We start from the raw sequence: 19,453 nt of genomic DNA on the forward strand, positions 1-19,453 counted from the left end.
AAGAAAAGAACCCGGTACCAGCCGCCACCCGGTCCAACAGGACCGGAACGACCAGACGAGGAAGACGAACCGTGCAACTCGAAGCGCACGCCCCGTCCGTACCGCCTTCCGAAACGATCCCCCCGCCCGGCCTCACGGAGGACTCCGCCTTGATCCCGCTCACCGCGCTCACCGCGCTCGACGACGCCATCGAGAACCTCGGCGTACCCGTCCCCTGCCGTTCCTACGACCCGGAGGTCTTCTTCGCCGAGTCGCCGGCGGACGTCGAGTACGCCAAGTCCCTCTGCCGCACCTGCCCGCTGATCGAGGCCTGCCTCGCCGGCGCCAAGGAGCGGCGTGAGCCCTGGGGCGTCTGGGGTGGCGAGCTGTTCGTCCAGGGTGTCGTCGTCGCCCGGAAGCGGCCGCGTGGTCGCCCGCGCAAGAACCCGGTCACGGCATGAACACCGCAGGAACGATCGACCGCCCCCTCACGCACGACCCCAAGAAGCAGGCCTCGATGAAGCCGTCCACCAACGAGCCCGCCGGCTCCGCGATCGAAGACACCACGACTACCGGCACCGCCGGTTCACCCCAGAACAGGACCCGAGAGATGCAACTTCAACCAGAAGCCCTGGCTCGTGCGCATATGCACGACCTGCTGCACGAGGCCGAGCGGGAACGCCAGGCCGTGCGCCTGGCGACCGCCCGTCGGATGCAGCGCCGTGCGGAGCGCGCCTCGCGGCGTGCCCGCCGTGCGCTCGCCATGGCCGTCATGCAGTAACCGACCACACCTGAAGCGGTGGCCTCCCGAGCCCGGGAGGCGATAGCTCCCCCGCGGGGGCCGGTCCGTCCGAACGGACCGGCCCCCGCGGTGCGTTGTACCCGCGCGGGCGCCGACCTCGGCGTATCGTCGCCGCGTGACGAGTCTTTCCGGAGGCAGTGACGACGGCGGCTCCCCGGCGGAGCCCCAGCCCCTGGTGTGCGCACGCTGCGGCACCCGCGCCGAGGGTCCGCAACCCACCTGGATCTGCTCCGTGGAGAACGGCACCCGCCACTATTTCTGCGACGCCTGTTCCCGGGAGAACCTCCGGGCGATCGAGGGACGGCTCGACTCGGCCTGGTGGTAGCTCACGCCTCCGCGGCCGACTCTTCTTCCTCCGCCGCCTCCGGGACGAACCCCGGCAGCCACTCCTCCAGCTCGTCCCGCAGCCGGACCGTCGCGCCCAGCTGGCACAGCACACCGATCGTGCTCAACGTCACCCGGTGTATCAGCAGATAGGCCGGCGGCAGGTTCAGCTGCTTGCCCAGCTGATAGGCGGGGGAGCGGGGGTCGGCGATGCGGGCCGCCTGGCTGCGCATCCAGCCGCGGGTGAAGGTGAACTCGTCGGCCTGGGCCGGTTCGATGATCGGCAGGAGGTAGTCCAGAACGGCGGCCGGGTCCAGCTCGATGGACTCCTTGACGAAGCCCTCCTCGCAGAGGAGTTCGTAGACGGCCTCCGCCTCGCCGTCGAGGGTCATGCGCAGCGAGTCGCCGATCGTGGTCGGCAGGCCGCCGGGGAGGCGGTCGACCGTGCCGAAGTCCAGGACCCCGAGCCGCCAGTCGTCCTCGCCGGCCGGACCGCCGGGCAGCAGACGGAAGTTGCCCGGGTGCGGGTCGGCGTGCAGCAGGCCGGTGCGGGCCGGGCCCGAGAAGAGGAAGCGGGCCAGCAGCTGGCCGGCGCGGTCGCGCTGCTCCGCGGTGCCGTCCGCGATGATCTCCGACAGCGGGACGCCGTCGATCCACTCGGTGACCAGCACCTGGTCGCACTGGTGGACCACACCGGGTACCACGACGTCCGGGTCGCCGGCGAACTCCTCCGCGTGCACCTGCTGGGCCTGGGCCTCCAGGGCGTAGTCCAGCTCCTCCGAGACCCGGTCCCTGAGCTCGGCGATCAGCGGCTTGATGTCCATGCCGGGGATGAGTGGCCCCAGCAGGCGGGCGAATCGGCTCAGTTGGTTCAGATCGGACAGCAGGGCGTCGCCCGCTCCCGGGTACTGCACCTTGACCGCCACCTCGCGGCCGTCGTGCCAGATCCCGCGGTGAACCTGGCCGATCGAGGCCGCGGCGGCCGGCTTGTCCTCGAACTCGAGGAACAGCTCGTGCCAGTCCTCGCCGAGCCGCTCGGCGAGCACCGTGTGCACGGTGCGCGTCGGCATCGGCGGGGCCGCCTCCTGCAGCTTCGTGAGCGCCGCGCGGTAGGGGCCGGCGACCTCCTCCGGCAGCGCCGACTCGAAGACCGACAGGGCCTGGCCGAACTTCATCGCGCCGCCCTTGAGCTCGCCGAGCACCTTGAACAGCTGCTCCGCCGTGCGCTGTTGCAGCTCGCGGCCGACGATCTCCGCGGACTCCCCGACGATCCGCTTGCCCAGCCCCCAGGTGGCCCGCCCGGCAAAGCCGAGCGGGAGCGCGGCGAGCTTGGCGGTCCGGGTGACCGCCTTGCGGGGAAGATCAGACATGCGCCCTCCAAGTCCCTGCCGGCCGCGCCGCGTCCGCCTCACGGCGTTCCTTCGACGACCGTTGCCCCTTCATTGTCTCGTGCGGCTTCCCGTCCTCACCGGCCCGTGCCCCCTTCTTACCTTTCTCCGCGGCACCGCACGGGCATGCCGGGTGCCCCCAGACCGGTCTCGCGTGCCAGGTCAGGCCGGGCAGTGACACCTCCCAGCGGGCGCCCGCGGTCGTCGGGACCCGGCCGTCGAGGAAGGCCAGTGCGTGGGCGGCGGCCAACCCGGCGACCGTAGTGGCGAGAGTCACATCGCAGGCCCGCACCGCGCGGGACCTGCCCGAACCCGAGCGCCACTGCGCCACCAGGCGCGGCCAGGCCGGGTCGCGGTCGGTCCGCCCCTCGTGCAGACAGCCCGCGCAGCCGGTCTCGCCGGGCAGAACCAGGGGGCCGACGACTCCGGTGGCCTCCACGACACCGGCGTACAGATGGGGCGTACCCGAAGAGACGAGGGGTTCGGCGGTGGACGGTGCGGGTGCGTGGACGTCGACGTCGTCGCGCGGGGCGAGGATCACCAGGGAGAAGCCGGGGTCACCCGCCGGGGACTGTGCCGCGCGGTCACGGAGTGGGGGACGGTCCGGGGCCCAGTGGCGTGCCGTCCGCCGGGCGGCCTCGTCCCTGCGGTCCCCGACGGACTCGGCCGGCAGCCCGCCCGGGGCGACGTCCCAAGGCTCGGCCTCGCCGACGTCACGCACGTCGACCTCGCCCACCCCCGCGGCCGCGAGGAGCGAGGCCAGGATGGCGCCGACCCGGCCCGCGCCCCGCACCTGCACCCGCAGTGAGCGGCGGGCGGCCAGCTGCCCGATCGCGTCGCCCGGTCCCGTGGTCTGCAGGGAGAGGGAGGCGAGGTCGGGGCGCAGCCGGTCCAGGACCTCCTTCTTGCCGCGCAGGGCGTCGGCGGCCGGACCGCCTCCCTTGGCGTCGTCCAGGAGGCCCGCCCGCGCCAAGCCCGTGACCAGTCCGTCGACGTGGCCGTCCGGCAGGCCCATCCGGTGCGCCTCCTCCCGCAGCAGCGGCAGCCCCCTCGTGCCGTTGAGCAGGTCGAGGAAGCTGCCCGTCGCCGGGTCCATCGGACCGAGGGTCATCGCGTGCGCCGGAGCCATCCCGAACTGCACGGTGTTGAGATCACGCCAGCCACGCCGGAGCGCCGGCTTCACCAGCGGAGCGATCGGCGCCGACGGATCCACCACGCCGGCCGCGTCCAGGTCATCCGCCGCGCTAATCGTACGTACGGCGCTACTTGCACGTACGGCGCTACTCGCACCTACGGCGTTCCACGCACCCTTCGCGCTCCCTGCGCCCTCCGAGTTCGCTGTACTCCCCGCGCTCCTCGCGCTCCTCGCGCTCCCCGCGCTCCCCGCGCTCCCGTAACCCTTCGCGTTCGCCGCGTCCTTCGCGCACCCCGTGTCCATCACAGGCCCCCGTAGCCCTCGTAGAACATCCCGTCCGCCGAGGGGCTCGCTCGCGGCGGGGCGGGTCGATGGTCGGTCGACGCCCGTCGCGGTTCCCCCGGCGGGATCCAGCATGCCCGGACCCGCCGACGGCCGCCGAAAGTTGTCCACAGGCGGTGGGTATTCGTCGTACAAATCAGACGCACGGAGGGGGATCGGCACGGAACCGTCCCGGAGTCGGGACTTCCCGCGTGTGCAGCGGGTAACGTCGGGGCGTGCCCGCCGACCCACTGCACAGCGCCGGAATGCCACAGCGCAGCACGACGAGCCAGCCGCCGAGCGGCTCGGGGGCGAGCGCGATCGAGGTCCGCAGGAGCGCCCGGCGACGCCGGACGGTATCCGCGTACCGCGAGGGCGATCGCACCGTCGTACTCATCCCTGCCCGGATGTCCGAGGCGGAGGAGCAGCGCTGGGTCACCGTCATGCTCGACAAACTCGCCGCCCAGGAAAGCAAACGGGTCCTTGGCGACGCCGAGCTGGCGGAGCGGGCCGAGCGGCTGTCGGCGCAGTACTTCGACGGGCGGGCGCGGCCCACCTCGGTGCGGTGGGTCACCAACCAGAACACGCGCTGGGGCTCCTGCACCCCCGCCGAGGGCAGCATCCGACTGTCGCACCGGCTCCAGGGGATGCCCGAGTACGTCGTCGACTACGTCCTCGTCCACGAGCTGGCGCATCTGCTCGTGCCCGGACACGGGCCCCGTTTCTGGCGGCTCCTGGAGGCCTATCCGCGCACCGAGCGGGCCCGTGGCTACCTCGAAGGGGTGGTCGCCGCCGAGCGGTTGCCGCATCTGCCGGGCGCGCGCGGCGAGTGACGGCCGAGCCCGGTGTTGTGTACCGGGTCTGTACCGACTTCTTCCGGTGTCGGAGTTTGCCGTTAGCCTGGCGCGACGCACTCGCATTCGGGATGGGGGACGGTCGTTACGCATGGCCAGGGAATTCCAACGCGGCCACAAGGCCAGGATCAGTGACCTCACCGCGGGCACCGATCTGTACGTAGGCGTGCAGATCAGCGGCCCCGGACTGAGCTTCGACATCAGCTGCTTCGGCCTCGACGCCGACGAACGGCTCTCGGACGACAGCTACTTCGTCTTCTTCAACCAGCCGAAGACTCCCGAGGAGTCGATTCAGCTCCTGGGCGCCCAGGCCGGTGACACGGAGTCCTTCCGGGTCACGCTCGACCGGATCCCGGCGAAGATCCAGAAGCTGTCGTTCACGGCGACGATCGACGGTGCCGGACAGATGTCGCAGATCGCCCCCGGATACATCCGCATCGTCGCGGGCGGCGAGGAGGTGGCCCGGTACTCCTTCAACGGCTCGGAGTTCACCACCGAACGGGCCGTGATGCTGGGCGACTTCTACCTGAAGGACGTGTGGCGGTTCGCGGCCGTCGGCCAGGGCTTCGACGGTGGCCTGGAGGCGCTGCTGAAGAACTTCGGCGGCGAGGTCATGGAGGAGGAGGCACCCGCGGCCCCGGCTCCGCAGCAACCGCAGACCGGCGCCGCCCCCGGCTTCGCGCCGCCCGCCCAGGCCACCGCGCCGCCCGCGTTCGGCGCCCCGGCCGCTCCGGCGCCGGCGCCCACGCCCCCCGCACCGGCCCCCGCCCCGCAGGCCCCCGCGCCCGCCCCCCAGGGCTTCGCGCCGCCCCCGGGCCAGACACCGCCCCCGGCGCCCGCCCCGGCCCCCGCGCCGAACGTGCACGCCGCGCCCACCATCGTCGCGCCCATGTCCCCGCCCGGCGGCTCCCCGGTGCCGCCCCCGGGACCGCCGCCCGGCTACGGCCAGCCGCAGCAGCAGCAGCCGTACGGCCAGCCCGGCGGCCAGAGCGCCCCGCCGCCGCCCGGTTACGGCCAGGCACCCCAGGCCCCGCACGCCCCGACGGCGCCGCCCGGCTACGGCCAGCCGACCCCGCCGCCCGGCTACGGACAGCCGCCCCAGCCCCCCGGTTACAGCCAGCAGCCGCCCCTCGGGCAGGTCCCGGGGCAGCAGCAGGGTTACGGCGTCCCGCAGGGCGCTCCCCAGGGCGGTGCCGGTGTCGGTGCCGCGCTGCAGAAGTTCAGGGAGACGCCCACCGGGCAGCGCTGGACGCAGCAGAACAAGAAGCTCATCCGCGTCGACCTCGGCATCGGCGGCCAGCCCGTGCTCGCCCGGCAGGGCAGCATGGTGCTCTACCAGGGCAAGGTCGACTTCAGCTACAAGGGCGCCGGGTTCGCCGGGCGGATCGTGGGCAACGCGACCGGCCAGGAGATGCAGCTGATGCGCTGCACCGGCCAGGGCCAGGTGTTCCTCGCCGAGAACTCCACCCATCTGCACCCGGTCGAACTCCAGGGCGACGCGATCTGCGTCTCCGCGGAGAACGTCCTCGCCTTCGACGAGAGCCTCCAGTACGAGGTCCGCCGCATCGAGGGCCACGGCATCCCCGGGGGCGCGCTGTTCACGATGCAGTTCCAGGGCACCGGCACGATCGTCGTCAAGACGCACGGCACGCCCGTGGTGCTGCCGGTCACGCCGACCACCTTCGCCGACTGCAACGCCGTCGTCGCCTGGTCGGCCGCCTCCCAGGTGATCGTCTCCAGCCAGGTCAGGATGCGCCGCAACGCCTATCCCGGCGACACCGGGGAGAGCGTCAACCTGCAGTTCCGGGGCGCTCCCGGCACCTTCATCGTCGTCCAGCCGTACGAGGTCTGAGGGAGCCCGTCATGAACCAGCCGCTCGCGGGCTACGCTCCCGCACCCGTCACCGCCCGCATGGAGAACCACGGCAACAACATGCTGAAGGTCGCCATGCAGACCGGAAACGACCTCCTCGCGCGCGTGGGGTCGATGGTCGCCTACGAGGGCTTCATCCAGTACGAGCCCAACCCGCCGGCCGTGCGCCAGATCGCCCGCGACTGGATGACCGGCGAGGGCGCGCCCCTGATGAAGTGCTCCGGCGACGGACTGCTCTACCTCGCCGACTACGGCGCCGACGTCGTCGTCATCAACCTCAACGGTGACGGCATCTCCGTCAACGCCACCAACCTGCTCGCCTTCGACGCGTCCCTCACCTGGGGCGTGGAGCGGGTCAAGGGCCTGGCGAAGTTCGCCGGGCAGGGCCTGTGGAACACCAAGATCTCCGGGAACGGCTGGGTCGCGCTGACCTCCCGGGGCAAGCCGATCGTCGTCGACTGCGGCGGTGGCGAGGACGAGACCTACGTCGACCCGGACGCGCTCGTCGCCTGGTCCCCGAACCTCAAGGTGAAGGGCAAGCGCAGCTTCAAGGCGCAGTCGCTGATCGGCCGCGGCAGCGGCGAGGCCTACCAGATGGCCTTCTCCGGTCAGGGCATCGTCGTCGTCCAGCCCAGCGAGGACAGCACCGACCGCTTGCGGTTCCGGGGCTGAGGGGGAGCCAGAACGCCATGCAGAGTCCGCTTTTCGCCTTCAACGACTCGCAGTCCCAGGACCGCTACAGCCTGCAGAACAAGCAGATGCTGCGCGTCAACCTGGAGGGTCACGACGACGTCCTGGCCCGCAAGGGCACGATGGTCGCCTACCAGGGGCTCGTAGAGTTCGACGCCGAGTACCAGAGCACCCGGCAGGCATACGCGCGTGCGGCCACCGGCGAGGGCCTCAGCCTGATGCGCTGCCACGGGCAGGGCACGGTCTTCTTCGCCAACCTCGCCCAGCACATCCATGTGGTGGACGTGGAGCAGGACGGCCTCACCGTCGACAGCAGCTATGTCCTCGCGATGGACTCCTCGCTGCACCACGAGGTCATCGCCGTCGACAGCCAGTACGGCATCTCCGGCTCCGGGAAGTACCAGCTCAACATCACCGGCCGCGGCAAGGTCGCCCTGATGACCTCGGGCGCGCCGCTGATGATGCAGGTGACACCGGACAAGTACGTCAGCTGCGACGCCGACGCGATCGTCGCCTGGTCGACCGGGCTGCGCGTCCAGATGCAGGCCCAGACGCACTCCTCCGGGGTGTGGCGGCGCCGTGGCAACACCGGTGAGGGCTGGGAGCTGAGCTTCATGGGCAGCGGCTACGCGCTGGTCCAGCCCAGTGAACTGCTGCCGCCGCAGAACGCCCAGATCGGTTCGGGCCTCGCCGCGCAGTTCGGCATGGGGCAGCAAGGGGCGCGGGCGCAGAACCAGGGGAATGTCTGGAGTTAGAACCGGTAAGGGGTGACCACCAGGGTGGTCACCCCTTACGCCTTCAGATTCTGGCCAGCGCCGCTTCCAGCAGTCGTACGACCGAGTCGTCCGCAACGTCCGCCACCTCGCCGTAGGCGAACCAGCGCAGGTCGAGGGACTCGTCGCTGATCTCTTGCACGGCGCCGGGCGGGGCCACGACCGCGTACTGGACGTCGAGATGCCAGTGGCAGGGCGCCGGGAGGGCATGCCGGTCCAGGCGCACCGGCCCGCCCGGCAGCAGGGTCAGCCCCGCGATGCCCGACTCCTCCGTCGCCTCGCGCAGGGCCGCGGCCTGCACCGAGGTGTCCTGCGGCTCGCAGTGGCCGCCCATCTGCAGCCACATCCGCAGCTTCCTGTGCAGGGTCAGCAGCACGCGCTCCCGCGAAGGGTCGATCACCAGCGCGCTCGCCGTGAGGTGGCCCGCGTGGCAGGCCTTCCACATGCCGTCCGGGTGGGCCGCGAGATGGTCCAGGTAGGCCTGGCGCAGCTCTTCCTGGCCCTCATACCCCTTCAGGACGAGGACCGCGTCGTCGTACAGGCTCACTCGGTGTCGTCGCCCTTGCCGTCGTCCTTGCTGTCGTCCTTCTTCAGGTTCGGCTTGTCGCCGGAGTCGTCCGTGACCCCGCCGAGCAGTTTCTCGATCTCGGAGAAGTCCAGCTGCTCGCGGTGCACGAAGCCGTCCGGGTCGTCCAGGTCGGAGGCGGTCGGCAGCATGTCCGGGTGGGCCCACAGGGCGTCCCGGCCGTCGACCCCGCGCGCGTCCGTGAGCGAGGCCCACAGACGGGAGGCGTCGCGCAGGCGGCGCGGGCGCAGCTCCAGGCCGATCAGCGTGGCGAAGGTCTGCTCCGCCGGGCCGCCCGTCGCACGGCGGCGGCGCAGTGTCTCGCGCAGCGCGTCGGCGGAGGAGAGGCGGGGCTTCGCAGCCGCGTGGACCACCGCATCCACCCAGCCCTCGACGAGCGCCAGAGCGGTCTCCAGACGGGCCAGGGCGGCCTTCTGCTCGGGCGTGTCCTCCGGCTGGAACATGCCCTGCTGGAGGGCGTCCTGCAGCTGCTCCGGGTTCTGCGGGTCGAACTGGCCGACAACGTCCTCCAGCTTGGCGGTGTCGACCTTGATCCCGCGCGCGTACCCGTCGACGGCGCCGAACAGGTGCGAGCGCAGCCACGGCACGTGCGCGAACAGGCGCTGGTGGGCCGCCTCGCGCAGGGCGAGATACAGCCGCACCTCCTCCTTGGGCACGCCCAGGTCCTTGCCGAACGCCTCGATGTTCACCGGCAGCAGCGCGGCCTTGCCGGCCGGGCCGAGCGGCAGGCCGATGTCGGTGGAGCCGACGACCTCGCCCGCGAGCACGCCCACGGCCTGCCCGATCTGGGTGCCGAACATGGCACCGCCCATGGAGCGCATCATGCCGATCAGCGGGCCCGCCATGGCCTGCATCTCCTCCGGCAGGACGTCGCCCATCGCCGCGCCGACGCGCTCGGCGACCGGGTCGACGAGCTCCTGCCACGCGGGCAGGGTCGCCTCGACCCACTCCGCGCGCGACCAGGCGACGGCGGAGCCGGCGCCGGACGGCAGGGACGTCGCGTCGTCCAGCCACAGGTCGGCCAGGCGGACGGCCTCCTCGACCGCGCTGCGCTCGGCGGGGCCGATGCTCGAGTCCTTGGTGCCGTCCGGGGTGCCCTGGGAGACCGTCTGGCGGGCGATCTGCTTGGCCATGTCCCAGTTCACCGGACCGCCCTCGTACGAGAGCATCTGGCCGAGCTGCTGGAAGGCGGCGCCCAGGTCGGTGGGGTTCAGCGAGCCGAACATGGCAGCGAGCGGATTGTCCGCACCGGGGCCGCCAAAGCCCCCGGCGCCGGGCAGCCCGCCGAAACCGAACGGGTTGGCCGGGCCCTGACCACCACCGCTCTGCTGGTCCTTCTTCTTGCCCTCGTCGCCGTCTTCCGGCTCCTCCGGCGGAAGGCCGAATCCGAATGGGGTGTCACTCACGGGATTCCTCGGCTGTTAAGGCCGCCGGTTGTCTCCGACGGCACGACTGCCCGATAACACCACCCAGCCTAGACACCGTGGGCGGTTCGGGCCTCGGTGCTCCGCCGACTCTTGGCCTGCGGCAGGATGGATGCCACCTGGTACGGACGCGTCACTCGCGTTCTTACTGAAGACAACCGCTGGAGACGCCCGGTGAGTTCCCCAGATCCTCAGGTTCGCGCAGCGCGAAACGAGTCAACCCCGCCGACGGTGCGCGGTCCCGTCGTCGCGGTCACCGGTGCCGCGTCCGGCATCGGCGCGCTGCTCACCGAGCGGCTGGCCGCCTCGGAGGCGATCAAGCAGGTCATCGCCATCGACGAGCGGCGCGGCGAGTGCGCGGGAGCCCAGTGGCACATCCTGGACGTGCGGGATCCGGCCATCGCGGAAAAGCTGCGCGGGGCCGACGTGGTGGTGCATCTGGCGCTCGACCTGGACCTGGAGACCGACCCCGCCGCCCGGACGGCGTACAACGTGCGGGGGACGCAGACGGTGCTCACGGCCGCCGCGGCCGCGGGCGTCCACCGGGTCGTGCTGTGCACGTCCGCCATGGTCTACGGCGCGTTGCCGGACAACGAGCTGCCGCTTTCGGAGGACGCGGAGCTGCGCGCGACGGCCGAGGCCACCGGTGTGGGTGACCTGCTGGAGATCGAGCGGCTCGCACGGCGCGCGCCCCGGGCGCATCCCGGCCTCAATGTCACCGTCGTACGCCCCGCGGTACTCATCGGGGGCACCGACACCGCGCTGACCAGGTACTTCGAGTCGCCGCGGCTGCTGGTCGTGGCCGGGTCGCGGCCCGCGTGGCAGTTCTGCCATGTCGAGGACCTGTGCAGCGCGCTGGAGTACGCCGTCCTGGAGAAGGTCGAGGGGGAGCTCGCGGTCGGCTGCGACGGGTGGCTGGAGCAGGAGGAGGTCGAGGAGCTCAGCGGGATCCGCCGGATGGAGCTGCCCTCCGCGGTCGCCCTGGGGGCGGCGGCCCGGCTGCACCGGATCGGGCTGACGCCGTCCCCGGCGGGCGATCTGGCGTACACGATGTACCCCTGGGTGGTGAGCGGAAGCCGGCTGCACGACGCGGGCTGGCGCCCGCAGTGGACCAACGAGGAGGTCCTCGCCGAACTGCTGGAGGAGGTCTCCGGCCGGCACACGGTCGCCGGACGGCGACTCGGCCGCAAGGACGCGACCGCGGCCGGTGCCGCGGGAGCGACGGTCGCCCTGCTGGGCGCGGCGGCGGTGGTACGGCGGGCCCGGAAGGCGCGGCGGCGCATCTGAGCGGTCCCGGGGAAGCCGACTGCGGTCGGGCAGCGCACCCAAGGGGCGCGAGGAACTGCGCGACCAGCCACGACGGCGCCGCAGCCGACGGACGACCCATCGCCGCACATCCGCGGAGCGCTGACGCGTGCCCCAGGGCAACCGAAGCTGTAGGACGCTCCAAAACGGCACACGCGTGTGCCTGGTGAAAGTCGTATTCCGTGTTGTCCGAGGCGTGGGGCACGATGGACCCATGGCAGCCACACACGACCACCCCGGCGAGCAGGTCGCGGACGACCCGATCAAGCTCGTCGCCATCCGTGAGACGCCGCTCTCCGTGGACGAGGTCTTCCGGGCCGTCGGGGACGACGCCGCCGGTGGGACCACGCTGTTCGTGGGGACCGTGCGGAACCACGACGGGGGTGTCGACGTCGACCGGCTCGGCTATTCCTGCCACCCCAGTGCCGAGGCCGAGATGCGGCGCATCGCCGAGAAGGTCGTCGCGGAGTACCCGGTCCGGGCGCTGGCCGCGGTGCACCGGGTCGGGGATCTGACGGTGGGGGACCTCGCGGTCGTCGTCGCCGTGTCGTGTCCGCACCGGGGCGAGGCCTTCGAGGCCTGCCGCAAGCTGATCGACGACCTCAAGCACGAGGTGCCGATCTGGAAGCACCAGACCTTCTCCGACGGCACCGAGGAGTGGGTCGGCGCCTGCTGAACCCGGGCTCCCGGCCCTGCCCGAACCCCCTCCGCCGGTCCTCCGGTTGCGTAACCGCACCCCTGCCGTGAGCGTTGTCAGTGCGGATGGTTAATCTGCTGATCAGTCAGTTCTTGCGGTCGCTCACCGGGGTTGGGAGGTCGGCATGGGTGCGCTCGTCTGGTTGTTGATCCCGCTTGTCGCTGCGGTCGCCGCCGGTCTGTGGGGAAGCTGGGCCAACCGCACCCGCAAGGTGCGCAGCGACGGGCCCGAGCTCGACGGGTACGCGCGGTTCCGCGAGGCCATGGACAAGTCCCACTCCGGTACATGACAGAGGTGGGGCTGACGGTGCGCTGACAGCGTCGTCCCGTACTGTCTTGGCATGCCACGCCGCACCGCGACGATGCTCGCCTCCACCCTGATGCTGATCGCGCTCCTGTGCGCCGGAGTGTTCATCCCCGTGCCGTACTCGGAGATGTCCCCCGGGCCGACGGTGAACACGCTCGGGGACCACGACGGCGAGCCGGTGCTGCAGATCTCGGGCCGGAAGACGTACGCGACGAGCGGTCACCTGAACATGACGACCGTGCGCGTCACCAGCGCCGACTACAAGATGAACCTCGTCGAGGCCGTCTACGGCTGGCTCGCGCACGACAACAAGGTCGTGCCGCACGACACGCTCTACCCGGACGGCAAGACCGAGGAGCAGTCCACCCAGGAGAACGCCGAGGAGTTCAGCCAGTCCCAGGAGAGCGCCAAGGTCGCCGCCCTGAAGGAGCTGGACATCCCGGTGAAGTCCTGGGTGATCGTCTCGACCGTGGTCAAGGACTCCCCGGCCGAGGGCAGGCTGCACGCCGGTGACGTGATCAAGGCCGTCGACGGTACGACGGTCAAGGAGCCGGCCGACGTCGCGACGCTGGTGACCAAGCACAAGCCGGGCCAGGACGTCGTCTTCACGATCGTGCCCGCCAAGGAGCAGGCCGCCGCCGAGAAGGCGAACAAGACGGCGACAAAGACCGAGAAGATCACGATCAAGACCGCGACCTCGGACGACAGCGGGGCCAAGCGGGCCATCGTCGGGATCTCCGCGGGGACGGACCACACCTTCCCGTTCAGCATCGACATCAAGCTGGCCGACGTCGGCGGACCGAGCGCCGGCCTGATGTTCGCGCTCGGCATCTACGACAAGCTCACCCCGGGCAGCCTCACCGGCGGCAAGTTCGTGGCCGGCACCGGGACCATCGACGACGACGGCAAGGTCGGCCCGATCGGCGGCATCGAGATGAAGACGGTCGGCGCGCGCAGCAAGGGCGCCCAGTACTTCCTGACGCCGGCCGAGAACTGCGCGGCGGCCGCCAAGGACACCCCGAGCGGTCTCACCCTGGTGAAGGTGAACACCATCGAGGACGCCCTCGGCGCGCTGAAGGACATCCGCGGCGGCAAGACCGCCGACCTGCCCAAGTGCACGGCCAAGTAGCCGCGGCGGCTACTCCTCGAAGGTCGCCGTCAGTGCCTCCGCGAGGCCCGGCACCAGGTCGGAGCCGGTGAGGACGTCCGTCGGGGTGTCCTTCTCGCGCAGCCGCAGAGCGGACTCGCGGGTGCCGTCGCGCAGTACCGCGACCGTCATCCGGACCTCCTGACGGTCCGGGTGCTCGGCCACCCACTTCGCGAGCCTCTTCTCGTCCATCCCCTCCGGGACGGACGCCTCGGCGGACGGCGGCAGCATCAGCCGCTCCACGGTGAGCGCGCAGCCGGCCACCGCGTCGGGCCAGGCGATGGTCGCGAGGAACTCGTCGAGCGCCTTGCCCGTTGGAATCTCGTCCTGCTCGATCGGCGTGAGCCCGGCGGACTCCTGCTCGCCCTCCAGGCCGAGCTGGGCCGCGAGGGCGGGTTCCTGGGTCCGCAGCCGAGCGGTGTCTACGAGGGCGAAGAGACGGGCGGGCTGGTCCCAGCCGAGGCCGGAGGCGTACTCGTCGATCTCGAGTACGGCCCGGGTGAGCGGGCTCGCCGCCATGGGGGTGTTGGACATGGTCACAATCCTGCCTCGTTCATGGCCGGAATCGGGAACCGAGTAAACGGTGAGTAAGTTGCATAGGTGTGGGCCCGCGATCACGGGGGGCCACGGCGGGCTCGCGAACACGAGGGCCTGACGGATCGACAGCGAACTTCGAGGTGCGCACCTTGGCTTTCCAGATGCCGGACCGCGGCGGAGGCCCGACGGGGCCACGGATCAGAGTGGGCCGCCCGTCCCGGCGTGTCCGGACCCTGCTCATGACACTGGGCGTCCTTGCCGTGCTCGGCATGGCGTTCACCATGTTCGCGGGCTTCTGGACGGACTGGCTCTGGTACCGGTCGGTGCACTACTCGTCCGTCTTCACGACGACGCTGTGGACGAAGATCGGGCTGTTCTTCGTCTTCGGTCTGCTGATGGCCCTCTCGGTCGGCTTCAACATCTGGCTCGCGCACCGGCTGCGGCCGCCGCTGAGCGCCATGTCGATGGAGCAGCAGAGCCTCGACCGGTACCGGATGGGCATCGCGCCGTACAAGCGCTGGCTGCTGCTCGCGATCACCTCGCTGGTGGGCCTGATCGCCGGTGCCTCGGCGTCGAGCCAGTGGCGGACCTGGCTGATGTGGGTCAACGGCGTGCCCTTCCACCAGAAGGACCCGCAGTTCCACCTCGACGTCTCGTTCTACGCCTTCGACCTGCCCTGGTACCGCTTCCTGCTGGGCTTCGGCTTCGCCGCCGCGATCCTCTCCCTGATCGCCGCCGCGCTCACCCACTACCTGTACGGCGGGCTGCGCGTCACCTCCCCGGGGGCGCGGGCCACCGCCGCCGCGACCGGTCATCTCTCCGTGCTGCTCGGCATCTTCGTCGCCCTGAAGGCGGTCGCGTACTGGCTCGACCGGTACGGCCTCGCGGTCAAGTCCAGCGACTTCAAGGCGACGGACAACTGGACCGGCCTGAGGTACGTCGACGCGAACGCCTACCTGCCGGCCAAGACGATCCTGTTCTGCATCGCCGTCATCTGCGCGCTGCTGTTCTTCGCCACCCTGTGGCGGCGCACCTGGCAGCTGCCCGTGATCGGCTTCGGCCTGATGGTGCTCTCGGCGATCCTGATCGGCGGCCTGTACCCGGCGATCGTCCAGAAGTTCCAGGTCCAGCCGAACGAGCAGGCCAAGGAAGCGCCGTACGTCGAGAAGAACCTCAAGGCGACGCGCGAGGCGTACGGCATCGACGGCACCAAGGTCAGCGACTACTCGGGGACGAGCAAGACCAAGGACAAGACCACGCTGCGCGACGACGTGGACTCCACGGCGAGCATCCGCATCCTGGACCCGAACATCGTCTCGCCGACCTTCCAGCAGCTCCAGCAGATCAGGAACTACTACGCGTTCCCGACCAACCTGGACGTCGACCGCTACACCAAGGACGGCAAGGTCCAGGACACCGTCATCGGTCTGCGCGAGCTGAACCTCAACGGCATTCCGAAGAACAACTGGATCAACGACCACTTCCGCTACACCCACGGCTACGGCGTGGTCGCCGCCAAGGGCACCGCGGCCGACGCCAACGGCCAGCCGGTCTTCACCGAGTCCGACCTGCCGTCCACCGGTGACCTGGGGACGTACGAGCAGCAGATCTACTACGGCGAGAAGACCACGACGTACTCGATCGTCGGCGGTCCCCAGAAGGAGATCGACTACTCCGACGACAGCGGCGAGAAGACCACCAGCTACAAGGGCAAGAGCGGCGTCAACCTCGCCAACCCGATCAACCGGGCGGCGTACGCGGTGGCGTTCAGCGAGCCGCAGATCCTCTACTCCGGGGCGATCGGCGAGGGTTCGCGGATCCTCTACAACCGCACGCCCAAGGAGCGGGTCGAGGCGGTGGCGCCGTGGCTGACCATCGACGGCGACGCCTATCCGGCGGTGGTGGACGGCCGTATCCAGTGGATCGTCGACGCGTACACGACGACGAACGGATACCCGTACGCCTCCCGTACGACCCTCGGTGACACCACGGCCGACTCGCTGACCGCGACCAACAACTCGCGCGCGGTGGTGGCCCAGCAGAACCAGGTCAACTACATCCGCAACTCGGTGAAGGCGACCGTCGACGCGTACACCGGCCAGGTCAAGCTCTACCAGTGGGACACCGAGGACCCGGTGCTGAAGACCTGGATGAAGGCCTTCCCGGGGACGGTGCAGCCCAAGAGCGCGATCTCCAAGTCGCTGCTGGCCCATCTGCGTTATCCGCAGGACCTGTTCAAGGTCCAGCGCGAGCTGCTGACCCGGTACCACGTCACCAACCCGACCACCTTCCTCACCGGCAGTGAGGTGTGGCAGGTGCCGGACGACCCGACCAACAAGTCGGGCAACGCGGTGCCGCCGTACTACCTGAGCATGAAGATGCCCGACCAGACGTCCCAGGCGTTCTCGCTGACGACGACGTTCACGCCCAACGGCCGGGACAACCTCAGTGCGTTCATGACGGTCGACGCCCAGGCGGACTCCAGCGACTACGGCAAGATCAGAATCCTGAAACTGCCGACCAGTACGACCGTCGACGGACCCAAACAGGTACAGAGCCAGTTCAACTCCGAACAGGACATCGCCGAGTCGATCAAGCTGCTCAAGGGCGGCGACTCCGACATCGAGTACGGCAACCTGCTGACGGTGCCGCTCGACGGAGGACTGCTGTACGTGGAGCCGGTCTACGTACGCGGTGGTGGACTCAAGTACCCGCTGCTGCGGAAGGTGTTGGTCAGCTACGGCGACAAGACCGCCTTCGAGGACACCCTCGACGAGGCGCTCAACAAGGTCTTCGGAGCGGAGAGTTCGACCACACCACCACCGGACGAGGGGACGACCACACCCCCGACGTCCGGTAATCCCACGGTCCAGGAGGCGCTGAACGACGCCCAGAAGGCCTTCGACAAGGGCCAGGCAGCCCTGAAGAAGGGCGACTGGCAGGCGTACGGCGAGGCGCAGAAGGACCTGGAGGACGCGCTGAAGCGGGCCGAGGACGCGCAGTCCAAGGCCGACAAGTCGAGTGGGGGCAGCGGCAACAAGAGCAGCAGCAGCCCCAGTCCCAGCACCAGTGCCAGTCCCAGCAGCAGTCCGAGTCCGAGCAAGAGCTCCGGCAGCGGCTGATCAAATGCCCGTCCCGCGTCGTGATACGGTTGCCGAACAACGACGCGGGGTGGAGCAGCTCGGTAGCTCGCTGGGCTCATAACCCAGAGGTCGCAGGTTCAAATCCTGTCCCCGCTACTGAAGTCGAAGGCCCGGATCCTCACGGATCCGGGCCTTCGTGATGTGCGAACGCATGTGCCGACAGGGGATTCGCCGTGCCGCCGTGGGGAGTTGGGTGATGTGTGTTTGACTTGTCTCTCTGTGGGCATGTCGACAAAACGCTGAAGTGACCTCACTGACTGCGGTATACCAGGTGTACCCAGGTTGCAGGTGGTGCGACGATGGACGTTATGGGGGACAAGGCAACTCTGTTCGAGACAGGGCGATTTGTGCAGCCCTCCGGCCCGGAGCAAGCCGAGGCCGGGGAGGAGGCTGCCGAGCAGGCTGCCGAGGAACTGCGTCAGCGCCTCGCCGCGGAGGCCGGCGACGTCGAGGCGATGAGTGTCCTCGGGGCCATGCTGCTGCGCCGCGGAGATCTCGACGGAGCCGAACCCCAGCTGCGTGCCGCCACCGCGGCCGGTGACCGCGCCGCCGCCAACAACCTGGGAGTCCTCCTTCACCAGCGCGGATACGCCGACGAGGCCGCCGGGTGGTGGCGGATCGCCGCCGTCGCCGGTTCCGCCGCCGCCGCCCACGCGCTCGGCCGGCACCACCGCGAGCGCGGGGACGAGCCCGCCGCCGAGTACTGGCTGCGCCAGTCCGCCGAGCAGGGGCACGCCCTGGGCGCGTACGCGCTCGCCGATCTGCTGGAGCACCGCGGGGACACCGGGGCCGAGGCGTGGATGCGGGCCGCGGCCGAGCGGGGGCACCGCGAGGCGGCGTACCGGCTGGCGCGCGCTCTTGATCGCAAGGCGGCGAGCGAGGGCGAGGGCGGGACTGACAACGGTGTCGAACTGCTGGCCCAGGCCGAGCAGTTCTACCGGCAGGCCGCCGCGCGCGGACACCGGCGGGCCGCGCTGCACCTCGGCGCGATCCTGGAGAAGCGCGGCGAGCTCAAGGAGGCCGGGCGCTGGTACCTGACCTCCGCCAAGGACGGCGAGGCGCGCGCCGCGTGCGCGCTGGGCTTCCTGCTGCGCGACGCCGGCGACACCGAGAGCGCCGCCGTCTGGTGGCTGCGCGCCGCCCAGGACGGGGACGGCAACGCGGCGAACGCGCTGGGCGCGCTGCACGCCGAGCGGGGCGAGACGCAGACCGCCGAGCGGTGGTACCGGGCGGCGATGGACGCCGGGGACGACAACGGCGCGTACAACCTCGGGCTGCTCTGCGCCGAGCAGGGGCGGACCGCGCCGGCCGAGCAGTGGTACCGGCGGGCCGCCTATGCCGGGCACCGGGAGGCCGCCAACGCGCTCGCCATTCTGCTGCTTCAGGGCGGGGACGCGACCGGGGCCGAGCCGTGGTTCTCCAAGGCCGCGGAGGCCGGGAGCGTGGACGCCGCGTTCAACCTGGGGATCCTCTTCGCCGGGCGGGGCGAGGACGACGTCGCGCTGCGGTGGTACGAGCGTGCCGCCGCCGCCGGGCACACGGAGGCCGCGCTGCAGGTCGGGATCGCGCGGCTGCGGGACGGGGACGAGGGTGCGGCCGAGCGGCATCTGCGGTGTGCGGCGGGGGGCGGCAGCGCGGAGGGGGCGTACCGGCTGGCGACCGTGCTCGACGCGCGGCGGCCGCCGGAGCCCGCGCATGAGCTGGGCGAGATCGTGCACGAGAAGACCGAGTGCGAGGAGTGGTACGAGCGGGCGGCCTCCCTGGGGCATCGGCGGGCGCAGGTGCGGGTGGGGATGCTGGCGGCGGCCCGGGGGGACGTGGTCGAGGCGGCTCGGTGGTACCGGGAGGCCGCGGAGGCCGGGTCCCGCAACGGCGCCTTCAATCTCGGGCTCCTGCTGGCCCGGGAGGGAAGCGAGCCGGAGGCCGCGGTGTGGTGGACCCGGGCCGCAGACGCCGGGCACGGTCGGGCGGCGCTCCGGCTGGCCCTGGTCTACGCGCGTCAGGGCGAGCTGGCGGAGGGACAGCGGTGGGCCGACCGGGCGGTGACCTTGGGGCCGGGGGAGGTCTCGGAGCGGGCGGCACGGCTGCGGGACGCGCTGCGGGAGGAACTGTCGGCGTGAGGGCACGGTGCGTACGGGAGCCGAAAGCGATTTGCTTCCGTCGGCGGTCT

Annotated in this window: 18 protein-coding genes and 1 tRNA gene; 14 read left to right on the forward strand and 5 right to left on the reverse strand. The window is 70.9% G+C overall.

Annotated features, from left to right (window positions below; translation table 11 throughout):
* Nucleotides 1-71: 71 nt before the first annotated feature.
* The 3 genes from MQP27_RS17760 (at nt 72) to MQP27_RS17770 (ending at nt 1,106) form a co-directional block, all read left to right on the forward strand.
* Complete coding sequence (locus tag MQP27_RS17760; protein ID WP_242766163.1) at nt 72-440, forward strand: WhiB family transcriptional regulator; 369 nt, start codon at nt 72-74, stop codon at nt 438-440.
* Complete coding sequence (locus MQP27_RS17765) at nt 437-760, forward strand: putative WhiB-interacting protein (protein ID WP_242766164.1); 324 nt, start codon at nt 437-439, stop codon at nt 758-760. The genes MQP27_RS17760 and MQP27_RS17765 overlap by 4 nt, the downstream gene beginning before the upstream one ends.
* Before the next feature lie 136 nt (nt 761-896).
* The gene (locus MQP27_RS17770; RefSeq protein WP_242766165.1) at nt 897-1,106 is read left to right on the forward strand and encodes a hypothetical protein; all 210 of its coding nucleotides are present in this window, start codon (nt 897-899) and stop codon (nt 1,104-1,106) included.
* A 1-nt stretch (nt 1,107) separates the two neighbouring features.
* Here MQP27_RS17770 and MQP27_RS17775 read toward each other — a convergent pair whose 3' ends face one another.
* Both MQP27_RS17775 and MQP27_RS17780 read right to left on the reverse strand, forming a co-directional pair.
* Entirely contained in the window at nt 1,108-2,475 is a 1,368-nt protein-coding gene (locus MQP27_RS17775) for an ABC1 kinase family protein (protein WP_242766166.1), read from the reverse strand.
* A complete protein-coding gene (locus MQP27_RS17780) occupies nt 2,468-3,688 on the reverse strand; it encodes a TOMM precursor leader peptide-binding protein (RefSeq protein WP_242766534.1) in 1,221 nt (406 codons plus the stop codon). The genes MQP27_RS17775 and MQP27_RS17780 overlap by 8 nt, the downstream gene beginning before the upstream one ends.
* A 497-nt stretch (nt 3,689-4,185) precedes the next feature.
* On the opposite strand from MQP27_RS17780, the gene MQP27_RS17785 reads away from it, so the two are divergent.
* The 4 genes from MQP27_RS17785 (at nt 4,186) to MQP27_RS17800 (ending at nt 8,120) form a co-directional block, all read left to right on the forward strand.
* A complete protein-coding gene (locus MQP27_RS17785; RefSeq protein WP_242766167.1) occupies nt 4,186-4,782 on the forward strand; it encodes a M48 metallopeptidase family protein in 597 nt (198 codons plus the stop codon).
* A 112-nt stretch (nt 4,783-4,894) separates the two neighbouring features.
* Nucleotides 4,895-6,655 (forward strand): TerD family protein, encoded by a 1,761-nt coding sequence (locus MQP27_RS17790; protein WP_242766168.1) that lies wholly within the window; start codon nt 4,895-4,897, stop codon nt 6,653-6,655.
* 11 nt (nt 6,656-6,666) lie between these two features.
* Nucleotides 6,667-7,347 carry an AIM24 family protein gene (locus MQP27_RS17795; protein ID WP_242766169.1) on the forward strand — a complete coding sequence of 227 codons (681 nt, stop codon included), beginning with the start codon at nt 6,667-6,669 and terminating at the stop codon, nt 7,345-7,347.
* 17 nt (nt 7,348-7,364) lie between these two features.
* Entirely contained in the window at nt 7,365-8,120 is a 756-nt protein-coding gene (locus MQP27_RS17800) for an AIM24 family protein (protein ID WP_242766170.1), read from the forward strand.
* A gap of 43 nt (nt 8,121-8,163) precedes the next feature.
* Here MQP27_RS17800 and MQP27_RS17805 read toward each other — a convergent pair whose 3' ends face one another.
* Nucleotides 8,164-8,685 carry an NUDIX hydrolase gene (locus tag MQP27_RS17805; RefSeq protein ID WP_242766171.1) on the reverse strand — a complete coding sequence of 174 codons (522 nt, stop codon included), beginning with the start codon at nt 8,683-8,685 and terminating at the stop codon, nt 8,164-8,166.
* Nucleotides 8,682-10,130, reverse strand: a complete 1,449-nt coding sequence (locus MQP27_RS17810) for a zinc-dependent metalloprotease (RefSeq protein ID WP_242766172.1) — start codon at nt 10,128-10,130, stop codon at nt 8,682-8,684. The genes MQP27_RS17805 and MQP27_RS17810 overlap by 4 nt, the downstream gene beginning before the upstream one ends.
* 192 nt (nt 10,131-10,322) lie before the next feature.
* On the opposite strand from MQP27_RS17810, the gene MQP27_RS17815 reads away from it, so the two are divergent.
* The 4 genes from MQP27_RS17815 to MQP27_RS17830 all read left to right on the forward strand — a co-directional run bounded on the left by MQP27_RS17815 (nt 10,323) and on the right by MQP27_RS17830 (nt 13,585).
* Nucleotides 10,323-11,435 carry an SDR family oxidoreductase gene (locus MQP27_RS17815; RefSeq protein ID WP_242766173.1) on the forward strand — a complete coding sequence of 371 codons (1,113 nt, stop codon included), beginning with the start codon at nt 10,323-10,325 and terminating at the stop codon, nt 11,433-11,435.
* Nucleotides 11,436-11,667: 232 nt separating this feature from the next.
* A complete protein-coding gene (locus MQP27_RS17820; RefSeq protein ID WP_242766174.1) occupies nt 11,668-12,129 on the forward strand; it encodes a molybdenum cofactor biosynthesis protein MoaE in 462 nt (153 codons plus the stop codon).
* 145 nt (nt 12,130-12,274) lie between these two features.
* A complete protein-coding gene (locus MQP27_RS17825) occupies nt 12,275-12,439 on the forward strand; it encodes a hypothetical protein (protein ID WP_242766175.1) in 165 nt (54 codons plus the stop codon).
* A gap of 51 nt (nt 12,440-12,490) precedes the next feature.
* On the forward strand, nt 12,491-13,585 hold the full coding sequence (locus tag MQP27_RS17830; protein WP_242766176.1) for a YlbL family protein: 1,095 nt from the start codon (nt 12,491-12,493) through the stop codon (nt 13,583-13,585).
* A gap of 9 nt (nt 13,586-13,594) precedes the next feature.
* On the opposite strand, the gene MQP27_RS17835 is transcribed toward MQP27_RS17830, so the two are convergent.
* Nucleotides 13,595-14,137 carry a PPA1309 family protein gene (locus MQP27_RS17835; RefSeq protein ID WP_242766177.1) on the reverse strand — a complete coding sequence of 181 codons (543 nt, stop codon included), beginning with the start codon at nt 14,135-14,137 and terminating at the stop codon, nt 13,595-13,597.
* A gap of 164 nt (nt 14,138-14,301) precedes the next feature.
* Here MQP27_RS17835 and MQP27_RS17840 point away from each other — a divergent pair, with 164 nt between their 5' ends.
* The 3 genes from MQP27_RS17840 to MQP27_RS17850 all read left to right on the forward strand — a co-directional run bounded on the left by MQP27_RS17840 (nt 14,302) and on the right by MQP27_RS17850 (nt 19,403).
* Entirely contained in the window at nt 14,302-17,262 is a 2,961-nt protein-coding gene (locus tag MQP27_RS17840; protein ID WP_242766535.1) for a UPF0182 family membrane protein, read from the forward strand.
* A gap of 43 nt (nt 17,263-17,305) precedes the next feature.
* Nucleotides 17,306-17,379: transfer RNA gene (locus tag MQP27_RS17845), tRNA-Met, on the forward strand.
* Between the two features lie 203 nt (nt 17,380-17,582).
* Nucleotides 17,583-19,403, forward strand: a complete 1,821-nt coding sequence (locus MQP27_RS17850) for a tetratricopeptide repeat protein (protein ID WP_242766178.1) — start codon at nt 17,583-17,585, stop codon at nt 19,401-19,403.
* The last annotated feature ends 50 nt before the right edge of the window (nt 19,404-19,453 follow it).

The sequence above is a fragment of the Streptomyces cylindrosporus genome (assembly GCF_022698165.1).
In the GTDB taxonomy this organism is placed as follows: Bacteria; Actinomycetota; Actinomycetes; order Streptomycetales; family Streptomycetaceae; genus Streptomyces; species Streptomyces cylindrosporus.